Annotated in this window: 20 protein-coding genes; 13 read left to right on the plus strand and 7 right to left on the minus strand. The window is 36.4% G+C overall.

Features of this window, described 5'->3' with window-relative positions; genetic code table 11:
- Positions 1–119 precede the first annotated feature (119 nt).
- Together Q0874_RS02020 and Q0874_RS02025 are read right to left on the minus strand one after the other, a co-directional pair.
- Positions 120–428: an antibiotic biosynthesis monooxygenase gene (locus Q0874_RS02020; RefSeq protein ID WP_299158734.1), complete on the minus strand. Its 309-nt coding sequence runs from the start codon at positions 426–428 to the stop codon at positions 120–122.
- Positions 429–434: 6 nt separating this feature from the next.
- Positions 435–791: a hypothetical protein gene (locus tag Q0874_RS02025; protein ID WP_299158736.1), complete on the minus strand. Its 357-nt coding sequence runs from the start codon at positions 789–791 to the stop codon at positions 435–437.
- A gap of 86 nt (positions 792–877) precedes the next feature.
- Here Q0874_RS02025 and Q0874_RS02030 point away from each other — a divergent pair, with 86 nt between their 5' ends.
- From Q0874_RS02030 to Q0874_RS02055, 6 genes are all read left to right on the plus strand, one after another.
- Complete coding sequence (locus tag Q0874_RS02030) at positions 878–1,387, plus strand: CvpA family protein (RefSeq protein WP_367275382.1); 510 nt, start codon at positions 878–880, stop codon at positions 1,385–1,387.
- Between the two features lie 149 nt (positions 1,388–1,536).
- Complete coding sequence (locus tag Q0874_RS02035; RefSeq protein WP_299158739.1) at positions 1,537–2,013, plus strand: CAP domain-containing protein; 477 nt, start codon at positions 1,537–1,539, stop codon at positions 2,011–2,013.
- An 89-nt stretch (positions 2,014–2,102) separates the two neighbouring features.
- A complete protein-coding gene (locus Q0874_RS02040) occupies positions 2,103–2,648 on the plus strand; it encodes a 3-hydroxyanthranilate 3,4-dioxygenase (protein WP_299158742.1) in 546 nt (181 codons plus the stop codon).
- Between the two features lie 3 nt (positions 2,649–2,651).
- Complete coding sequence (locus Q0874_RS02045; protein ID WP_299158745.1) at positions 2,652–3,020, plus strand: DUF1304 domain-containing protein; 369 nt, start codon at positions 2,652–2,654, stop codon at positions 3,018–3,020.
- A gap of 83 nt (positions 3,021–3,103) precedes the next feature.
- Positions 3,104–4,657 (plus strand): aldehyde dehydrogenase family protein, encoded by a 1,554-nt coding sequence (locus Q0874_RS02050; RefSeq protein ID WP_299158747.1) that lies wholly within the window; start codon positions 3,104–3,106, stop codon positions 4,655–4,657.
- 973 nt (positions 4,658–5,630) lie between these two features.
- Positions 5,631–6,155 carry a hypothetical protein gene (locus Q0874_RS02055; RefSeq protein WP_299158749.1) on the plus strand — a complete coding sequence of 175 codons (525 nt, stop codon included), beginning with the start codon at positions 5,631–5,633 and terminating at the stop codon, positions 6,153–6,155.
- Positions 6,156–6,188: 33 nt separating this feature from the next.
- On the opposite strand, the gene Q0874_RS02060 is transcribed toward Q0874_RS02055, so the two are convergent.
- Both Q0874_RS02060 and Q0874_RS02065 read right to left on the minus strand, forming a co-directional pair.
- Complete coding sequence (locus Q0874_RS02060) at positions 6,189–7,184, minus strand: acyl-ACP desaturase (RefSeq protein WP_299158752.1); 996 nt, start codon at positions 7,182–7,184, stop codon at positions 6,189–6,191.
- Positions 7,185–7,248: 64 nt separating this feature from the next.
- Complete coding sequence (locus tag Q0874_RS02065; RefSeq protein ID WP_299158755.1) at positions 7,249–7,974, minus strand: metallophosphoesterase family protein; 726 nt, start codon at positions 7,972–7,974, stop codon at positions 7,249–7,251.
- 238 nt (positions 7,975–8,212) lie between these two features.
- Here Q0874_RS02065 and Q0874_RS02070 point away from each other — a divergent pair, with 238 nt between their 5' ends.
- Together Q0874_RS02070 and Q0874_RS02075 are read left to right on the plus strand one after the other, a co-directional pair.
- Positions 8,213–9,157 carry a carbohydrate kinase gene (locus tag Q0874_RS02070; protein WP_299158759.1) on the plus strand — a complete coding sequence of 315 codons (945 nt, stop codon included), beginning with the start codon at positions 8,213–8,215 and terminating at the stop codon, positions 9,155–9,157.
- Position 9,158: 1 nt separating this feature from the next.
- Positions 9,159–11,096 carry an alpha-amylase family protein gene (locus Q0874_RS02075; RefSeq protein ID WP_299158762.1) on the plus strand — a complete coding sequence of 646 codons (1,938 nt, stop codon included), beginning with the start codon at positions 9,159–9,161 and terminating at the stop codon, positions 11,094–11,096.
- On the opposite strand, the gene Q0874_RS02080 is transcribed toward Q0874_RS02075, so the two are convergent.
- The 3 genes from Q0874_RS02080 to Q0874_RS02090 are packed head-to-tail and all read right to left on the minus strand — an operon-like array spanning position 11,093 to position 13,882.
- Complete coding sequence (locus Q0874_RS02080; protein ID WP_299158765.1) at positions 11,093–12,229, minus strand: ATP-binding protein; 1,137 nt, start codon at positions 12,227–12,229, stop codon at positions 11,093–11,095. The genes Q0874_RS02075 and Q0874_RS02080 overlap by 4 nt on opposite strands.
- Positions 12,226–12,981 carry an SDR family NAD(P)-dependent oxidoreductase gene (locus Q0874_RS02085; protein WP_299158768.1) on the minus strand — a complete coding sequence of 252 codons (756 nt, stop codon included), beginning with the start codon at positions 12,979–12,981 and terminating at the stop codon, positions 12,226–12,228. The genes Q0874_RS02080 and Q0874_RS02085 overlap by 4 nt, the downstream gene beginning before the upstream one ends.
- Positions 12,982–13,006: 25 nt before the next feature.
- Entirely contained in the window at positions 13,007–13,882 is an 876-nt protein-coding gene (locus Q0874_RS02090) for an aldo/keto reductase (protein ID WP_299158770.1), read from the minus strand.
- A gap of 159 nt (positions 13,883–14,041) precedes the next feature.
- Between Q0874_RS02090 and Q0874_RS02095 the strand changes: the two genes are divergently transcribed.
- From Q0874_RS02095 to Q0874_RS02115, 5 genes are all read left to right on the plus strand, one after another.
- A complete protein-coding gene (locus tag Q0874_RS02095) occupies positions 14,042–15,043 on the plus strand; it encodes a MoxR family ATPase (RefSeq protein WP_299158772.1) in 1,002 nt (333 codons plus the stop codon).
- 67 nt (positions 15,044–15,110) lie between these two features.
- A complete protein-coding gene (locus tag Q0874_RS02100) occupies positions 15,111–15,977 on the plus strand; it encodes a DUF58 domain-containing protein (protein ID WP_299158774.1) in 867 nt (288 codons plus the stop codon).
- A gap of 15 nt (positions 15,978–15,992) precedes the next feature.
- Complete coding sequence (locus Q0874_RS02105) at positions 15,993–17,636, plus strand: BatD family protein (RefSeq protein ID WP_367275384.1); 1,644 nt, start codon at positions 15,993–15,995, stop codon at positions 17,634–17,636.
- Positions 17,637–18,635: a VWA domain-containing protein gene (locus Q0874_RS02110; RefSeq protein WP_299158777.1), complete on the plus strand. Its 999-nt coding sequence runs from the start codon at positions 17,637–17,639 to the stop codon at positions 18,633–18,635.
- A gap of 3 nt (positions 18,636–18,638) precedes the next feature.
- On the plus strand, positions 18,639–19,685 hold the full coding sequence (locus Q0874_RS02115) for a VWA domain-containing protein (protein WP_299158780.1): 1,047 nt from the start codon (positions 18,639–18,641) through the stop codon (positions 19,683–19,685).

Raw genomic sequence — 19,685 nt, forward strand, 5'->3', positions numbered from 1 at the left:
TTATTTATACCCTATTACAAATGTAAAGGTTTATACCCCCAATACAAATGCACAGGTTTTAAGCAAATGTTATCTTTAATTTACCGTTGAAATATTGAACAAAAAAATGATAGCTTGTTTTAAGATGCGGCAGTAAATTCATATTCCCTTTCAACAAGGCAGATTCTTATTTTGTACCATTTATACCATTCTTTTTTCCCAAGTTCCTGTGCAGCCAGGTGTTTAAGATTTGATTTCCATCCTGAAATAGATTCCAGGCTTTCCCAATAACTTACAGATATCCCAAGTTCCCCTGTTGCACTATCAAATCCCAAATAACCAGGTTGCTTTTTGGCCAGTTCTTCCATTTGCTTGGCCATTAGGCCATATCCTTTATCCCCGTAAGTCCTGGTGCTGGTAAAGATTACGGCATAATAGGGTTTTATCATGACGGTTTATAAAATAAAAGCTCGTTCTACAAAATAATTCACTATTGCCTCTTTCATTAATACAGATTGCTCTCCTGCTTTTAAAGGCGGAAGTGTCTCCTTGACACTATAATGTGGCCAACCTTCCTCATCAAAAAACTCAAACTCATAGTAGCCATAGGGTTCCAATAGTCTGCAAATGGCAATATGCATCAGATTAACTTTCTCATCCTTTTTATACTCCCTGTGATATTGACCCAACTCCTGGATGCCAATAAGGTATATTATCCCATCTATATCCATTGGATCTCCATCGGAAAACCTGGCAGATAATTTCTTAATGAGTTCTTCCCACCTATCTTTTAATTGACTATCTCTACTCATTTTTAGTATCAAAAATGATTTAAAAATTAAAATTAAACCTGAACCCTTCTTTTAAAAAATCAAAGGTACAAATCAAAATTCTATATTTGTGCAAACGAATTTCCGTGAATCTTCTGGATATTATTTTGGGTTTATTACTGGCTTATGGCCTTTATAAAGGTCTGAAAAATGGACTCTTTGTTGAAATCGCCTCGCTCGCCGCTGTTATTATTGGGCTTTATGGTGCAATTCAATTTTCTTACTTAACGGGGAGCTACCTTTCTCAAAATATGGACTGGGATGAAAATTACATTAATTTGACGGCGTTTATTATTACTTTTCTGGCTATTGTCATTCTGGTGAATATGGCTGGAAAAATACTTACTAAAATTGCAGATTTTGCTATGCTTGGATTACTCAATAAACTTGCAGGTGGTTTATTTGGTGTATTAAAAACTGCCGTTATCCTCGGTACGCTTTTGTATTTTTTTGAAAGTGCAAGTTGGTCATTTAATCTAATTGAAAATAATACGGTTGCAGAATCTATTCTTTATAAACCCGTCAGAGATATTGGTGCTCTGGTTTTTGGAAACGTAATTGAAGTATTTAATGACTGATAATTGATAAAAAGTGCAGTTCATCGAAAAAAAAAGGTTTTTCATACGCCTTTTTCATAATTTCTTTAATATTACCTAGATGATCTTTTTAATAAGATCTCAGAGAACACCCCACTCTTCCTTTACCCTACTTACAAATAGAACACTATATGAAAATGAGATTGCCTATAGCTGTCTCGGTTTTATTTGTATTGTTGGCTGGATCTTGTAATACTGAGTCCATTGAAAATACAAATATCCCGAGTTCTGAAAATGCCGTATTGGTGGAACAGGAACTTTTAGGTATAGTGAATGACCATAGAATCAGCTTGGGTTATTCATCATTACTTTATAGTAAAGTTGCCTATGAGTATGCCAATACTCATACCGATTATATGATTGCCAAAGGCAGTTTAAGTCATGACAACTTTAGTTCAAGAGCCTCCAGAATTTCCAGTGAAGTTAATGCTGAATACGTAGCCGAAAATGTTGCCAAAGATTATCCGGATGCTGCCACAGCTTTAGAGAATTGGCTTGAAAGTCCTAATCATCGTAAAACAATTGAAGGTGAATTTACGCATACTGCCGTAAGCGTAAAAAAAGACTCTAGTGGTAAATTCTATTTTACTCAGTTGTTCTACCGATAATCTACTCCGGAAAATTTTCTTTTCTTACATTTGATAGGGAATATTACTTTTAGTATTTCCCAATAACATTCCTTAATAATTAGAAAACAATGGCAATAATACCTCCATTTAATCTTTACAAGTGGATTGAAGAAAACAGAGACTTACTAAAACCTCCGGTTGGAAATAAGAATTTATATAAAGATGCCGATGACTATATAGTCATGATCGTTGCCGGCCCAAATGCGCGAAAAGACTATCACTACAACGAAACAGAGGAACTTTTTTTTCAATTAGAAGGGCATATAGAAATACATGTCCAGGAAGACAGACAAAAAAAAACTATGAAACTGGGGCCTGGCGATATGTATCTGCATCCTGCAAAAGTCCCACATTCTCCTCTAAGGCATGCAGGCTCCATTGGCCTGGTAATAGAACGAAAAAGGGACCATATGCAAATAAAGGACGGTCTTCTTTGGTTTTGCGATAATTGCAACCATAAACTTTACGAAACTTATTTTACACTTCACGATATTGAAAAGGACTTTTTACCACATTTTTTATATTTCTACGGCTCTGAAGAGTTAAGGACCTGTGATAATTGCGGAACAGTTATGCCTGTTGATGCCAGGTTTACTGCTATAGAAGAAAGATAAACAATGAAATTTACGATTACTATTTTTATCGGAATTGTCGCAGCACTGCACCTATATTTTCTTTGGTTCGAAATGTTTGCCTGGACTACCAGGGGTAAAAAGATCTTTAAAAAATTCCCCAAGGACATGTTTGAACCAACAAAATCTCTGGCAGCAAACCAGGGCCTGTATAACGGATTTTTAGCTGCTGGCCTTATTTGGACTTTTTTTATTCAGGATATATTTTGGAATGCAAATATTTCTATATTTTTTCTGAGTTGTGTTGCAATTGCCGGCATTTATGGGGCTCTAACTGCGGATAAAAAAATATTCATTGTGCAAGCATTACCTGCCTTAATTGCACTGCTTCTAATCTTTATTAATCAGGCCTAAGATTCCATAACTTTCGGATTACATAATCACTATTATTCGTAGCTTTGTCAGAATCTAACAAATTACCTTTTAAAAGTTATAAAATGACACTAGTAGCCGTGGATTTTGGAATTGACCAAGCATTAGAAAAATTAGGAATAAAGGAAATCAATAATGGCACTTCAACCGGTTCCGATTATTTTTCCTCAGGGGAAATTATCGCATCATATTCCCCGGTAGATGGTGCTTTAATTGGTAAAGTTAAAAGCACGTCCCAAAACGATTATGAAAAAGTTATAGAGACTGCTTCTAAAGCTTTTCATCTTTGGCGATTAAAACCCGCTCCTCAAAGAGGCGAAATTGTCCGCCAGTTTGGTGATAAACTCCGCGAATTAAAGGAGCCCTTAGGTAAGTTAGTATCTTATGAAATGGGGAAGTCTTATCAGGAGGGTCTAGGCGAAGTACAGGAAATGATAGACATATGTGATTTTGCTGTAGGGCTCTCTCGGCAATTGCATGGACTGACTATGCATTCAGAAAGACCAGGACATAGAATGTATGAACAATACCATTCTTTGGGAATAGTAGGAATAATTTCGGCTTTTAATTTCCCTGTCGCTGTCTGGGCTTGGAATACAGCACTTGCATGGATTTGCGGCGATGTTTGTGTTTGGAAGCCTTCAGAAAAAACGCCACTTTGTGGTATAGCTTGTCAAAATATAGCCGCTGAGGTATTCAAAGCAAATGGACTTCCCGAAGGTATTTCCTGTTTGATAAATGGGGATTATAGAGTTGGTGAAATGATGACAAATGACGCTAGAGTTCCTTTAATTTCCGCAACAGGTTCTATTCGCATGGGAAAAATTGTTGCCCAGGCAGTTGCCGCTAGGTTAGGTAAATCTCTCCTTGAATTAGGTGGTAATAATGCAATTATTGTTACCCCGGATGCGGATATAAAAATGACAGTTATCGGAGCAGTATTCGGAGCGGTTGGTACAGCAGGCCAACGGTGCACCTCTACAAGAAGACTTATCATACATGAATCTATTTACAACCAGGTAAAAGATTCATTAGTTACTGCCTATAAACAATTGCGTATTGGGAACCCGCTGGACGAGAATAATCATGTAGGTCCCTTAATAGATAAAGATGCCGTAGCTATGTATAAAAAGGCCCTTGAGCAAGTAGTGGCCGAAGGTGGAAACCTGATCGTGGAAGGCGGTGTTTTAGAGGGGGAAGGTTACGAAAGTGGTTGTTATGTATATCCGGCCATTGCCGAAGCGGATAACAACTATGAAATAGTACAACATGAAACTTTTGCACCTATTCTTTATTTGATAAAATATTCAGGTGATGTAGAAAATGCGATAAAGATTCAAAATGGTGTTGTTCAGGGACTTTCCTCGGCCATTATGACCAATAATTTAAGGGAAGCCGAGAATTTTCTTTCAGTCGCCGGCAGTGATTGTGGTATAGCCAATGTAAATATTGGTACCTCGGGCGCCGAGATTGGTGGAGCTTTTGGAGGAGAAAAGGAGACAGGAGGTGGACGTGAAAGTGGTTCTGATGCATGGAAAGTATATATGCGAAGACAGACAAATACGATTAACTATACTACTGAATTACCTTTAGCCCAGGGGATAAAATTCGATCTTTAAACCTAATACCTGCAGAAACTTTAGCTTTTTCATTTCACAAGAAATGCCGCTGCCTCAAAGTTTCTGCAGGTATTTTTAATAAAACACTAAGACTTATTGTGTTTAATATCGCGGGGTGTAATTAAAAGAATTATATTCTGATCTTATTGAATTTGGCTACTTAATCTTCCGGCTATCTTGGAACATAGTTTGAATTCCAGGTAATCGTATCATGCAGCAGAAAGTGAAACCTTCCTTAATTTGTTTTTTTAAGTTTCTCATTTCCCTCGGATATGTTAATTTATCTTTAAAAAACAAATTCTTAGTAAGGGGCCATCAAAATCATGTTTCGCTTGCAGTAAAAATTATACAATTGGAAGATGGAGTTGTATGTTTTCAATAATTTAAAAAAAACCGCTGTTATTTATGGACGAAATAACAACGGGATTCTTTAACTAACTCAAAGTATTAAGAAGCAGTAGACCCTATTTCAATACCGGATCATTGTCGGGATAAATAGCAGTGCAGCTTAATTTTTAACAAATGTCCTAAATGGTGGTTTATTTCAGTTAAAGAAAGTTATAAATGGATCAAAAAAATGTGTAATTGGTAGTTATTAAGGTATGTCTTGTATTTATTTCTGTCCATTAGGAGCATCTTAATCATTATTAGAGGGTTAACCAGGTAACTCAAAGTATAAAGCCTTTCAATTTTAACAAAATTTAAGATTTTTTTAATACATTGTATACAGAACAACAAATAGTCAATTACTTATGACAAAAAAGACTACGAACCTGCTTGGGATTATAATTACCATATTAGCAGGGATTTATTTTTTTATAATGTACTGTAGTGAATGTGGATTATAAGATGACCTTGCCGCCTTAAAAAGTGTCTATTCTTTTGTCGCTATAAAAGGCAATAGATTTTGAAAAGCCAATGATAATAACACGGAAAACTTATTGTATAAGAACTAATTAATTAATATCAACTTATGAATTTTGAAAGTATAAACATTTGGTGTTGGCTCATCCCTCTTCTTGTAGGGGTTCTTTGTGCTATTTTTGGATATTTATTGGGTAAAGGCAGTAATACAGGCATTGACCATTCTTCAGAACTAAATTCACTCAAAGATTTAAATGCAAAATTAGAAGCAGATCTTGCTGCCTGTAATAAAAAAATGACTGCTGAAAGTTCAGCAGTGATTTCTTCTGAAATTGCGTTTAATAAAAGTGCCGCTAAGGCGGCTTTTGGTAAAAATATAAAACCAGATGATCTGAAGGTGGTGGAAGGAATAGGTCCCAAAATTGAAGGCCTTTTTCACAATTATGATATTAAGACCTGGAAGGACTTGTCTAAAACTTCTGTTTCCAAGTGTCAGGAAGTATTGGATTCAGGAGGTGATCGTTACAAAGTTCACGATCCGGCATCCTGGCCAATGCAAGCAAGAATGTGTTATGAAGGTAAATGGAAAGAATTATACAAATGGCAGGTAGAACATAAACGTGGTAAATTATAATAAAAGAGACCGGATTAAATCCGGTCTCTTTTATTATAGCATTCCGTTGGCCTCAACCCATTTAAATCGGAATTGATCCTCACTTAATTTCATTCTTTCGGCGATTCGCTCTAAACGATCTGGCATTCCCAAAAGGTAATCCCTGGCTTTTTGGGCCTCATCTGAAAGGCTTCTAAGTGTCTCCAGATCCCAATACTGGTTCAATTTATTAAAGATGTCTATATAATCCTGCGAAGTATAAACCCCCAACCTTTGTGCGCAGTTGGAAAAATTTTCAAACGCAAGTCCGATTCCCTCTCCAGATTCCCTTAAAAAATGAGCCGGCATTACAATTTTTCTCTTCATCATATCTGCATATGCAAGCATCATGCCATTGGGATCTTGTCCAAATATGGTCTTTACGAATTCTCTATAGGCCAAATGATGACGCATTTCATCGCCCGCAATTATGCTGCACATTTTACTTAGAAGTATATTTCCTTTTTTCTTGGCCATCTGACCTACCCTTTTATGAGAAATATTGGTAGCTAATTCCTGAAACGAAGTATATACAAAATTCTTATATGGGTCTCTGTCTGTCCCTATGTCAAACCCATCATTAAGCAAGTACTGAGTTGAGATCTCAACTTCTCTCATATTTACTCTTCCTGAGAGGTAAAGAAATTTGTTAAGTACATCACCATGCCTGTTTTCTTCTGCTGTCCATGCTCTCACCCATTTGGACCATCCACTGGGTTCTTCAGTGTGTTGATTAATTCCCTCAACATCCATTAACCAGGATTCATACGTTGGTAAGGCTTCTTCCGTAATTGTATCGGCAACCATGGTTACCCAAAAATCATATCCCAACTCTTTAGATTCCTCTCGGATCTGTTCAACCTCATCAAAAAAATTTTCACTACGTGAATCGGGAAGAAAATCTGACGGTTGCCATATCTCATCAATAGGAATCAAAAAAGAATCCATAAACCCGGCAACCTTAGGTTCGATTGCCTGCATCACCTCCAGCCTTATATTTTTAGTGGACATATATTATTTTCTTTCAAAGTTACGACAATAAAATCATGAAATTATTGCAGTTATAATTCAAATATTAATTTCTTCCGCTTTCATCAGGGTAAAAAAGATGGACCGGATCACTTTGCCAAACTTGTTTTGAATTTACATCCATAATTGACAAAGGTCCTTTAAAAGCAGCTCCTGTATCCATATTCCAGACATTTGCTGCCCTTTGAGGTATGGTTTTTCCAATTCTGGTTACAGGTGTATGACCAATGAAAATTTCCTGGTAATTGGCAAGTCGTTCCGGATAAAATAAATCCGTTTGGGCTAGTTCCGGATCCAGAGATAATGCCAGCTCCCATAAAGTTCTGTCCCAGTAAAATATTTTGGGAAAATATTCAAATTTTACGCCTTTTAAGTTGGTAAATCCTGCATGTACAAACAGACGGTTTTTATCATCCAGGTAGTAATTATCCAGATTATCATAAAAATCCATATGAACTCTCTGCGAACCATCCTCCAGTACCTGATAGGAAGTCTTGCTCGCCATACCCCCGTGTTGCAACCACATAGGTTTATCCTCTCCCGTTCTCAACCATTCATAACAAAGCTCATCATGGTTGCCCCTTAAAAAAATACATTGATGCGTTACTCTTAGTTCAATCAAAAAATTAACGGTTTCAACAGCCTGACTCCATCCGTCAACATAATCTCCTAAAAAAATAAGTTGATCATCCTCACTAACCCTGGCCCTTTCCAAAACTTGTTGCAAAGCTTTGAGTCCTGAATGTATATCTCCGATTACCAAAGTTCTCATTCTGCAAAATTCGTAATAATTCCAATTATGTCAACAAAAAAAGACAAGAAAGAATACTTCCCAAAAGGTAGAGGTTCCTATACCTTGAATATGGTCGGTTTATCCATTTATATAAAAATTGTATTCGTTTATTGGTACTATAGCAACTTTATTTAACCGGTATTTACAAATAGTAGAACTTTTTTTGGAGTAACACCTTATTTCTCATTACTTTGGGAATTGCTTTAAGTATAGATCCATGAAAGAAGTGTTTTGTATAGGTGAATTGCTCATAGACTTTGTTGCCGAAAAACAAGGTAGTAATTTATCTTTAGCCAAAGAATTCACAAAAAAAGCAGGTGGTGCTCCGGCTAATGTAGCGTGTGCTATAGCCAAACTGGGAGGAAAAAGTGCTTTTATTGGTTGTGTTGGTAAAGATCCGTTTGGTACATTTTTATTAAAGGTGTTGGAAAATGAAGGCGTGGACATTTCTTTAGCTCAACGTTCAGAAATTTTTACCACCCTTGCCTTTGTCTCTATTGATGAAGACGGAGAACGTGATTTTGTCTTTAGCAGGGGTGCCGATAAGGAACTTAAATACAGTCCGGCAATTAAGAAAAAATTTAATAAAAATATTGTCCATTTTGGAGCTGCTACGGCACTTTTGGGGGGAAGTTTAGAAGAAGCTTATGGACGATATTTATTTGATGCCATAACTCAAGAGGCCTTTATCAGTTTTGATCCTAATTACAGAGCAGACCTATGGAAAAACAAAACGGATATCTTTATAAAAAAATGTATGCCATTTATTCAAAAATCTACACTATGTAAGTTTAGTTTGGAAGAAGCAAAATTACTTTCAGGAAAGGAAAATATGTTGGAAGCATGTGAATTTTTTCATGAAGCCGGCTCCCCCATCATTACCATTACTCTTGGTTCTGAAGGCACATTTGTAAGTGCTCAAGGGCATTCACAAACAATCCCCAGTGTCATGGTAAAGCCTGTTGATACCACAGGTGCCGGAGATGCCTTTATTGGCTGTTTGTTAAAACAAATTTCTACACTGGATAAAATAGAGAGCGCTATAAGCAATACGGATTTACTTTTCAAAATGATCGCTAAAGCAAATAAAGCCGGGGCAATAACAACAATGAATTACGGAGCAATAAAGTCATTGCCAACCCAAATTCAACTTGACAATTAGAATGAACCAAACCTCATTACACAGGTTGTTGGCTTCAAATGAGCTCGATAACCCGGAGAAAGCAAATCTAAAAGAATTATTTGATTTAAGGTTATCCACTAACCTTTCTATTATACAAAACCTATTCTTATCGCTATACCCTGAGCCAATCTTACCAAATTCATTTCCTTTACTGGAACTTTTACCAGAACTTTTTAAGAAAAGACCTGTAAACCTCCAGATTCAGGACTTGAAAAGACTTAAAAATGCTAATTGGTATCAGTCAGAAAAAATGGTTGGGATGCAATTGTATGTCGATCACTTCAATAAGGATCTGAAAGGTCTTGAAACTAAAATTCCATATTTTGAAAAATTAGGTGTCAATCTTTTACATATCATGCCTGTCACTACAAGGCCCAAAGGAGAAAATGATGGAGGATATGCCGTCAATAGTTATACCCAGGTAGACAAAAAGTATGGTTCTAAAACAGACTTGTTGAATCTAACCAAAAAATTGCGTTCCAAAAATATGCATCTGATGATGGATTTTGTGGTAAACCATACTTCAGATGAGTTTCCCTGGGCAAAAAAAGCAATGGCCGGAGATAAAAAATACCAGGACTATTATTATACCTACCCAGACAGGAATTTGCCCGATGAATTTGAACATTCCTTGCCGGAAGTGTTTCCTCAAACCTCCCCGGGAAACTTTACTTTTAATACGAAGATGAACAGGTGGGTTATGACTGTATTTAATGACTATCAATGGGATCTCAATTATACAAACCCAAAGGTATTTATGGATATGCTTACTAATCTGGTAGAATTGGCCAACTTAGGGGTAGATGTTATTCGCTTTGACGCCCTGGCGTTCCTGTGGAAAAAATTGGGTACAAATTCTCAAAATCTTCCAGAAGCACATAGTCTAATTACCCTCTTTCGCATGTGTTTACAAGTCGTTGCACCGGGGGTTGTTCTATTGGCTGAAGCAATAGTTTCTCCTCAGGAAATTATCAAGTATTTTGGTGAAGGCATTAAAAAAGGTAATGAATGTGAAATTGCTTACAACGCCACCTTGATGGCACTACTATGGAATTCAGTAGCTACAAAAAAAACTCATCTTTTGTACAAAAACCTGATGAATTTGCCAATGAAACCCATAGAGGGGACCTGGATAAATTATATCAGATGTCACGACGACATTGGACTTAGTTTTGATGACCGCTATATATATGAAGTGGGCTGGGACGCGTCTTCGCATAGAAAGTTTTTATTGGATTACTATTGTCAAAAACTGGATTGGTCACCCGCTATGGGAGAAATTTTTATGTATAATCCAAAAAATGGTGATGGGAGGATTACCGGTAGTGCCGCCTCTTTGCTGGGATTGGAAAAAGGATTAGCGCAGAACAATCAGGAATTGATAAAATTGGCAGTAAATAAAATTCTAATGCTACATGCCATTATATTATCCTATGGAGGAATTCCAATGATCTATGCCGGTGATGAAATAGGGACATTAAACGATTATTCTTATCTTAAAAATAAAGCTTTAAAAGAAGATAGCAGATGGGCTAACAGACCCAAACAGGATTGGAAAATTGTGTCTGAATTAGATAAAATTGATACCCCTCAGACACAAATATTCCACTCCCTTAAAAAACTAATTAGGATTAGAAAAAATACTCCGGTATTTGCTGACAAGAATAATTTAGTGCTACATCAAACCTCAAACCCACATATTTTTATGTTTGAAAGAACAAGTAATTCTGATAAAGATGTGCTTGTAATTTGCAATTTTGATGAAAGTATTCACGTGATTGATGCCGCCCTTGTTACCTCCAAGGGTTATGCGACAAAGGGTAAATTGAAGGACTTGGTATTAGGTGAAAGTATCACTTTAAAAAGTGGCTTATTAGAAATAAATCCCTTTCAAATTCTATGGCTCAGTAAGTCTTAGCTATATTTTACTTTTCTTAAAATTCGAAAAGACTCCTTTAAGGATTCATAAATGTTTACATCGTATTTCTTTAATAGTGGACGAGCAGTTTCCATTAAATCTTTTGCCTCTTCAAAACCATTAAAATAGCAAATAAGATACGTTGCCGGTAATAGTTTTAAATCTAATTCTTCTGAACGTTTAAGTAATACACCCTTTTCAATTTTTTGAAGTAGAGCCCTGTTTGAATTAAAAATATGATACAAGGTCTTTTTGTCATATTGTGGTGGTTCAAAAATTAAATCACTTTGAATTTGATAGGTTCCGTTATCTGTGAAATATATATCCACTTTTTCCAAGGGATAGTATTTTTGTTGATTCCCCAAGCCCAACTTCACATACTCCATGATAGTAAAAGATTCATCATTATAGCTTATTGAGATTTCATCCAGTGCAGAAAAGAAAAGTTTAACCTGTTCATTAATAAGTTCTATATCAACTCTTGAATAAAAAACTTCATTTTTTACTTTTTTTTGATTCCCCGCCCAGCAGAGTACAAATTGTTCTTTAAAAACTTTATAGCTGCTAATCAGATCCCTATGTCTATGATTTATAAAATCTATTACGCCATCAAGGGTAAGTTCAATATTATTTCGGGCATGCTGTTCTATTGTAGCAACGGTTTCTGAGTTGATATCTTTTAATACAATATCAAAAGCCTTTGGCATGCTTATACTCCCATCTCTGAAAAAAACTGCGCCTCCGTAATACTTCCATATATTGCGCCGCAATGCGCAAACTTTGCCAGTAGAGCTTATCGTAACCAACCCCACAACCTTGCCTTCAGGCAAGTGCGGAAACGGAATATTTTCATAAGAGATCAAAGGAGGGTTGTCAAGATAGGCATTTACCAGGTTTTGAATTTTACTGTCATCAAAGAAATCTACCCCAACAATTTTATTGTCTTCATCCTCAACTCCAACAACAATAAATGAATTATTATTTGGATTGCTATTTGCCAATGCGCAAACATGCTTTAGGAATTTAGCTTTACCTTCTCGCTTACCTATATTGATAAACCTTTTTTTATCATAAAAACTATTCTCGTCATTATGAGCCAAAAGGTTTTTTACCAGTAGGCGCTTATTAATCATATTGTTTTCTTCACTATAGTACTACTTGCCTGTGCAGTGGGCATTACTACAAGATCTGCAATATTTACATGGGGAGGTCGTGATATTACAAAGTAAATTATATCTGCTATATCTTCAGGCTTTAAAGGTTGAAACCCCTCGTAAACACTATCGGCTCGTTCAACATCCCCTTTAAATCTGACATTGCTAAACTCTGTCTCTACCAAGCCCGGGTTAACAGCGCCCACGCGTATTCCATAAGTGTTCAAATCTATTCGCATTCCCTGATTAATTGCATCAACCGCATGTTTGCTGGCACAATAAACATTCCCTTTGGGATAAACCTCTTTGCCGGCGGTTGAACCTATATTTATTATATGTCCGGAACGGCGCTCCACCATTTGTGGCAAAATTGCCCTGGATACATATAAAAGTCCTTTAACATTAATATCCAACATCGCATCCCAATCTTCAAGGCTGCCTTTTTCTATAGGATCCATTCCATGAGCGTTACCCGCATTATTTATCAAAATATCTATATGAGAAAATTTCTCGGGCAATGAGTTAATGGCATTTGAAACAGCATTTTTGTCCCTGACATCAAAATTCAAGATATAGACATCAGTAAGTGGTTCCAATTGCTTCTGTAATTTTATTAAAAGTTCTTTTCTTCGCCCACAAATTACCAATCGGATATCTTTTGATGCGAAAAGTAGCGCCGTAGCCTTTCCTATGCCACTGGTTGCGCCTGTAATAAATGCTGTTTTTTTCATTAAATTTATTTGGAATGATTACTAATTAGGGAACCTTATGTCCCTGAGATGCAACTAATAATAAAAACCAATCTTCCAACTCCAGATCAATTTCAGTAGCTCTTACAGAAGCCATTAATCGTTCTTTGTTGGTGGTGCCAACAACTGGGTGAACATGGCAAGGGTGTTTTAAGATCCATGCCAGAAGAATTTGACTACTATCTGCTTTATATTTCTTTTTAAGGCGTTTTAACACCTTTTTTATTCGTTTCCTTCTTTTGTTATCCTCCCTAAAATAGCTACCCAAGGGACTCCACGCCATGGCAGTCCGATTATGAATAATACAATCATCAAAAGTACCGTCATACATTAACTTTTCGGATGTTAAGGAAAATTCAACCTGATTAGCGGTTACTGGTAATGCCGCCTCCAATAGATTAATCTGTGAAGGTGAAAAATTAGACACTCCAAACTCTCGTACTTTACCTTCTTTCTGCAAATAAAGAATGGCCTCTGCAATTTCATCGGGTTGCATTAACGGACTGGGTCTGTGCAGTAAAAAAAGGTCTAAATAGTCAGTTTTAAGTTTGGACAGAGAACGCTCTGCAGACCAAACAATGTAATCTTTTGAATAATCATAATGTTTTACATTATTATCTCTGGCCTTACACACATATTGTATTCCACATTTAGTAATAAGTTGTATCTGCTCCCTGGGGATTGAACTTTGAATAAAAGCGTTTCCAAACGCTTCTTCATTTTCATAACCTCCGTAAATATCTGCATGGTCGAAAGTTGTTATTCCATTTTCGAAACAGTAGCCAAAAAGGTCAGTCATTTCCTTTTTTGTAAGATTCTTTCCCCAACTTCCCCATGTCATGGTTCCAGCAATAATTTTTGAATAAGATATCCTGTTTTTCATAAGTATGTGAAAATATAAAATAAATCCCTTAAATACTTCATAAAACTTAGGGTTCTAGACAATTTTTAACCAATCATTAACAGCACTTATATAAATAAATTTTCAATTTGCGCCCTACTGTAAGACCAACAGGTTAAAAACCAAAAAATAAAAATATTAATGGAGGAAAATACTACTATAGATATTAGTGCTGTTAATGAGAAGATTGCACAGGAAAGTGCTTTTATAGACCTGCTTATTCTGGAAATGAATAAAGCTATTGTAGGTCAAAAGCATATGATAGAACGATTGTTGATCGGACTTTTGGGACAGGGTCATATTTTGCTGGAAGGAGTCCCCGGACTTGCAAAGACACTTGCTATAACCACTCTGTCAAAGGCGGTTAAAGGTAGTTTTAGCAGAATTCAGTTTACTCCTGATCTTCTGCCAGCAGATGTCGTGGGAACAATGATATACAATATGAAAGAAAATGACTTCTCCATTAAGAGAGGTCCAATATTCGCCAATTTTGTATTAGCTGATGAAATTAACCGTGCTCCTGCCAAAGTGCAGTCAGCACTGTTGGAAGCCATGCAGGAAAAACAAGTTACCATAGGTGATGAAACTTTTATACTTGATAAACCGTTCCTCGTTATGGCTACTCAAAACCCGGTGGAACAGGAAGGAACATATCCGCTCCCTGAGGCTCAGGTGGATCGTTTTATGTTAAAAACGGTTATTGATTATCCAAAGATGAATGAAGAACAGCTTATTATAAGACAAAATCTTCAGGGTATACTTCAGGAAGTTAAACCTGTTATATCACTTAAACAAATTCTCAGCGCTCAACAGGCGGTTCGGGAAGTCTACATGGATGAAAAAATTGAAAAATATATCCTCGATATAGTATTTGCCACAAGATATCCGGAAAAATATGATTTGGCAGATCTTAAGCCACTCATAAGTTTTGGAGCATCACCACGTGGGAGTATTAATCTGGCAAATGCCGCTAAATGTTATGCTTTCATAAAAAGACGTGGGTATGTGGTACCCGAAGATGTGCGTGCAGTTGTGCATGATGTACTTAGGCATCGAATTGGAATTACCTATGAAGCAGAGGCCGAAAATATTACTTCAGAAGAAATAATCAACCGGATTGTTAACGAAATTGAAGTGCCATAATAGTTCAACCTATGTAGTTCAATGCCGTAATGGGCATTTGCTTATAAACTAAAAAGCTTGAACCCGAATGGATACCAAGGAGTTATTAAAAAAAGTTCGTAAGATTGAAATTAAGACCCGTCGTCTTTCAGATCACATATTTGGAGGGGAATACCATTCTACTTTTAAAGGTCGTGGAATGACTTTTAGCGAGGTCCGCCAATATCAGTTTGGCGATGACGTAAGAAGCATTGATTGGAATGTCACAGCCAGATATAACGAACCTTATGTAAAAGTTTTTGAGGAGGAAAGGGAGCTAACCATGATGCTTATGGTAGATGTCAGTGGCTCTGAACTTTTTGGTACAACGAATAGTTTTAAAAAAGATATAATTACAGAAATATCGGCCACACTTGCATTTTCCGCTCTCCAAAACAATGACAAAATTGGTCTACTCCTTTTTACTGATGAAATTGAACTTTTTATACCTCCAAAAAAAGGTAAAAGCCATGTCTTGAGAATAATAAGAGAATTACTGGAATTTTCACCGAAAAGCAATAAGACGAATATCGCGGAAGCTCTTAAATATTTAACTAACGTCATGAAGAAAAAAGCAATTGTATTTGTGCTTTCAGATTTTATGGCTGCAGATTATAAACAAACGCTCAGAATTACAGGCAAAAAACACGATGTTACTGGTATTCGTATTTATGACGAAAAAGAAGAATATATTCCAAATTTAGGAGTAGTACAAATGCTGGATTCGGAAACCGGTTCAGTAAAACTTGTAAATACACAATCTAAAAACGTTCGGAATGCTTACGGGGAATACTACAGAAATCGGGTAGACTATTTTAAAGATACTTTCAATAAATCGGGATGTGGTGTTTTGGATTGTCGAGTAGATGAGAGTTATGTTAAAAAGTTATTGGGTTATTTTAAGCGAAGAGGATAAATGGATATGATTTCAATGAATTTAAGAGGTATTATCAGTTCCTGGTCTGGACCGGTGTTCCTGTTATATCTTTTATTTTTTGGGAGTCCTATTTTTGCTCAGTCGCAACCCGTAATAAGCTCAAAAGTAGACACGACGAACATTAAAATTGGTGAACAAATTCATTTTACGGTTACTGTTGAAGTAGATACAACTGCCCAGGTATTCTTCCCTGAAGGGCAAACCTTTTCACCCTTGGAAACTGTTGAAGCTTTTAAAACAGATACAACCCGAAAAAAAGATAGGATAACTCTCCAGAAAATATACGCGCTAACACAATTTGATTCCGGATCATACGTGCTGCCAGCTCAGCGCATTGAAATTAACGGGGCCGGATTTTTTACTGACTCCCTAAAAGTTGATGTTGCCACGATACCGGTTGATACGGTCAACCAAAAAATGTATGATATAAAACCTTTAATAAGCGTACAAAAAAGCAATAGTGAATTTTGGAAAATCCTCCTGATTGTTTTACTTATTGCGGGAATTGCGGGTGGCCTTATTTATTGGTTCATACTTCGAAAAAAACCATTGACAGAAGAGGAAAAGGTAGCATTGCTCCCTCCTTATGACAGGGCGCTTTTGGAATTGAAACGATTAGAAAATTCTAAATATTTAATTCAGGATAAGTACAAAGTGTATTATTCAGAATTAACCGCAATAGTACGATCCTATCTTGAAGAAGAGGTGCATATTTCAGCTCTGGAAAGTACCACAGGTGAATTGATTCAAAAATTAGAATTACTGCAGGATGCTGGTGAATTAAAACTTCAGGACAATACAATCAAACAATTTGAAAAAATACTACAAACAGCAGATCTTGTAAAATTTGCAAGGTCCAAACCTCCTACAGCGGTGGCCGAGCAGGATAGAAAAGCAATTGAAGAGATCCTCGTTAAAACAAAAGAAGCCCTGCCTGAACCTACCGAAGAAGATTTATTAGAACAGGAAGAGTATCAGGAAATTGTTGCTCAGAAAAAACGGAAAAAGAAAATAATATCAATTGTGTCTGCTGCGGCAATTGTATTGCTAGTCTCCCTTGGGGGACTTATAACCTATTTGGGTCCTTCTTATGTTTGGGATACCATTACGGGACATCCTACAAAAACACTTTTAGAAGGAGAATGGGTTTCCAGTTCGTACGGATATCCGCCAATTATTGTTGAAACTCCAGAAGTATTAGTACGACAAGACGTTAAGCTCCCCCCGGATGCAAAGGCAAATATCAAAGAGCTGCAGGCTTTTATGTTCAGGAGTGAAAAAGGTTTACTCACTATTGGCACTACTTCGACCACATTAAATAAACCTGAAGAACCTGATTTCAATCAGGTTGTTGAACAAATATTGAAAAATTTTGAAGACCAGGGTGCAAAAAATATAATTACTAAACAAGAAGAATTCGTTACAGTATCCGGTGTAAAAGGAATTAAAGTTTTTGGCCGTGGAAAATTTGTAGTCCCCGACTCAAAAGATTTAGTTAGCGGGCAATACACTATAATTCTTTTTGGCGGAAATGGTTTTCAACAGCAGTTAATCTTATCATGGTTAGATAAAGATACTTACGCCGAAGAAATTATAAACAGGATATTAGGTTCATTAGAAGTAAAAACAGAGGCATAAATGTTAGACAATATTGAATTTGCAAATCCTCAGCTTTTTTGGTTGCTTTTATTGCTCCCTCTGGTTTTGATATGGCATATATTCAAGCGCAAAGAGGAGACTGCAACTCTTAAAATTTCAAGCGTTGATGGGTTTACTTCGAATGACCTTTTGCCAAAATTAAAACCTTTATTATTTGTGTTCCGTTTGTTAGCATTGACAGCAATTATAGTAGCAATGGCTCGTCCTCAAACTGAGGATATTTCCACTCGAACAAAAACCACAAAAGGCATTGATATTGTAATGGCCATAGATGTTTCTTCAAGTATGTTGGCAAGGGATTTAAAACCAAACCGACTATCGGCGCTTAAAGAAGTGGCAGCAGATTTTATTAGACAAAGACCTAATGATAGAATTGGTTTAGTGGTTTATGCAGGTGAAAGTTATACTAAAACACCAATAACAAGTGACAAATCTATTGTATTAAATGCGCTTAAAGAAATTACATATGGTCAGTTGAACGATGGAACAGCCATAGGTATGGGATTAGCAACTTCCGTCAATAGGTTGAAAGAAAGTAAATCTATAAGTAAGGTAATTATTTTGCTTACTGATGGAGTTAACAATTCAGGATTTATTGAGCCCCAAACGGCCGCTGATCTTGCTGTGGAATTTGACATCAAGACATATACTATCGGCTTGGGCACAAATGGAAATGCGCTCTCACCAGTTGCTTACAATGAAGACGGTTCCTACAGGTATGGGATGAGACAGGTTGAAATAGACGAAGAATTACTTAAAGCTATTGCCGACGCAACCGGTGGGCAATACTTTAGAGCAACAGATAATGAAAAATTAGAGGCAATTTATGATGAAATAAATAAATTGGAGAAAACAGAAGTAGAAGAATTTAAGTATTATAAATATGAGGAGAAATTCAGACCATGGATTCTATTGGCAGGGGCATTGCTAATTGTTGAATGGTTGCTGAGAAATACCCTCTTCAGGAGTTTTATCTAAAATATGATTCAGTTAGACGAGAAAATATATTTCTATCTTTTATCCATTATTCCGGTAATGGTCGTAATATATATATTGCTTCATATCTGGAAAAAAAGAACGCAGAAGAAATTTGCAACTCCCGATCTGTTAAAAAGACTATCCCCCAACAAGTCTAATTTTAAATCCGTATTAAAATTAATTTTCCTGATTTTAGGGCTTTCATTTTTGGTTTTGGGTCTGGTTAACCCAAAAATTGGAACAAAATTAGAAACAGTAAAACGAGAAGGTGTTGATATTGTATTTGCTATTGATGTCTCAAAAAGTATGTTAGCTGAGGATATTGCTCCAAACAGACTAGAGAAAGCCAAACGCCTGGTTTCTGAAATTATTAATCAATTGGCAAGTGATCGAATAGGTATTATAGCATACGCTGGTCAGGCTTTTCCCCAGTTACCAATAACCACAGATTACGGTGCGGCCAAAATGTTCCTCCAAAGCATGAATACGGATATGCTCTCATCACAAGGGACTGCCATCAATGAAGCTATAGAGTTGGCCTCTACTTATTTTGATGATGAGGAGCAAACGAACAGGGTTTTGTTTATTGTTTCAGATGGCGAGGATCATTCCGAGGGCTCAACCATAGATGCCGTTGAATTAGCTGTTGAGGAAGGAATAAGGATTTTTACAATTGGTGTTGGAAAAACAAAAGGAAGTCCAATTCCCATTAAAAGAAATGGTATCGTAGAAAGTTTAAAAAAAGATTCACAGGGTGAAGTGGTTATCACTAAACTAAATGAGGATATATTAGAGGAAATTGCAGACGAGGGTAATGGGGAATACGTAAACGGATCAAATACAGAAGATGCTGTCGACTTTATTAAGGAGCAATTAAATCAAATGGACAAAAAAGAATTTGAAGCCAAACAATTTGCCGAATATAAAGACCAATTTCAATGGTTCCTGGGAATTGGTCTTTTGTTTCTATTTTTGGAAGTTTTCCTACTAGACCGAAAAACCCAATGGCTGAAAAAAATGAATTTGTTTAACGAGAAGGAAATTCACTAA

It is taken from the genome of uncultured Eudoraea sp., from assembly GCF_947490415.1.
Classification (GTDB): Bacteria; Bacteroidota; Bacteroidia; order Flavobacteriales; family Flavobacteriaceae; genus Eudoraea.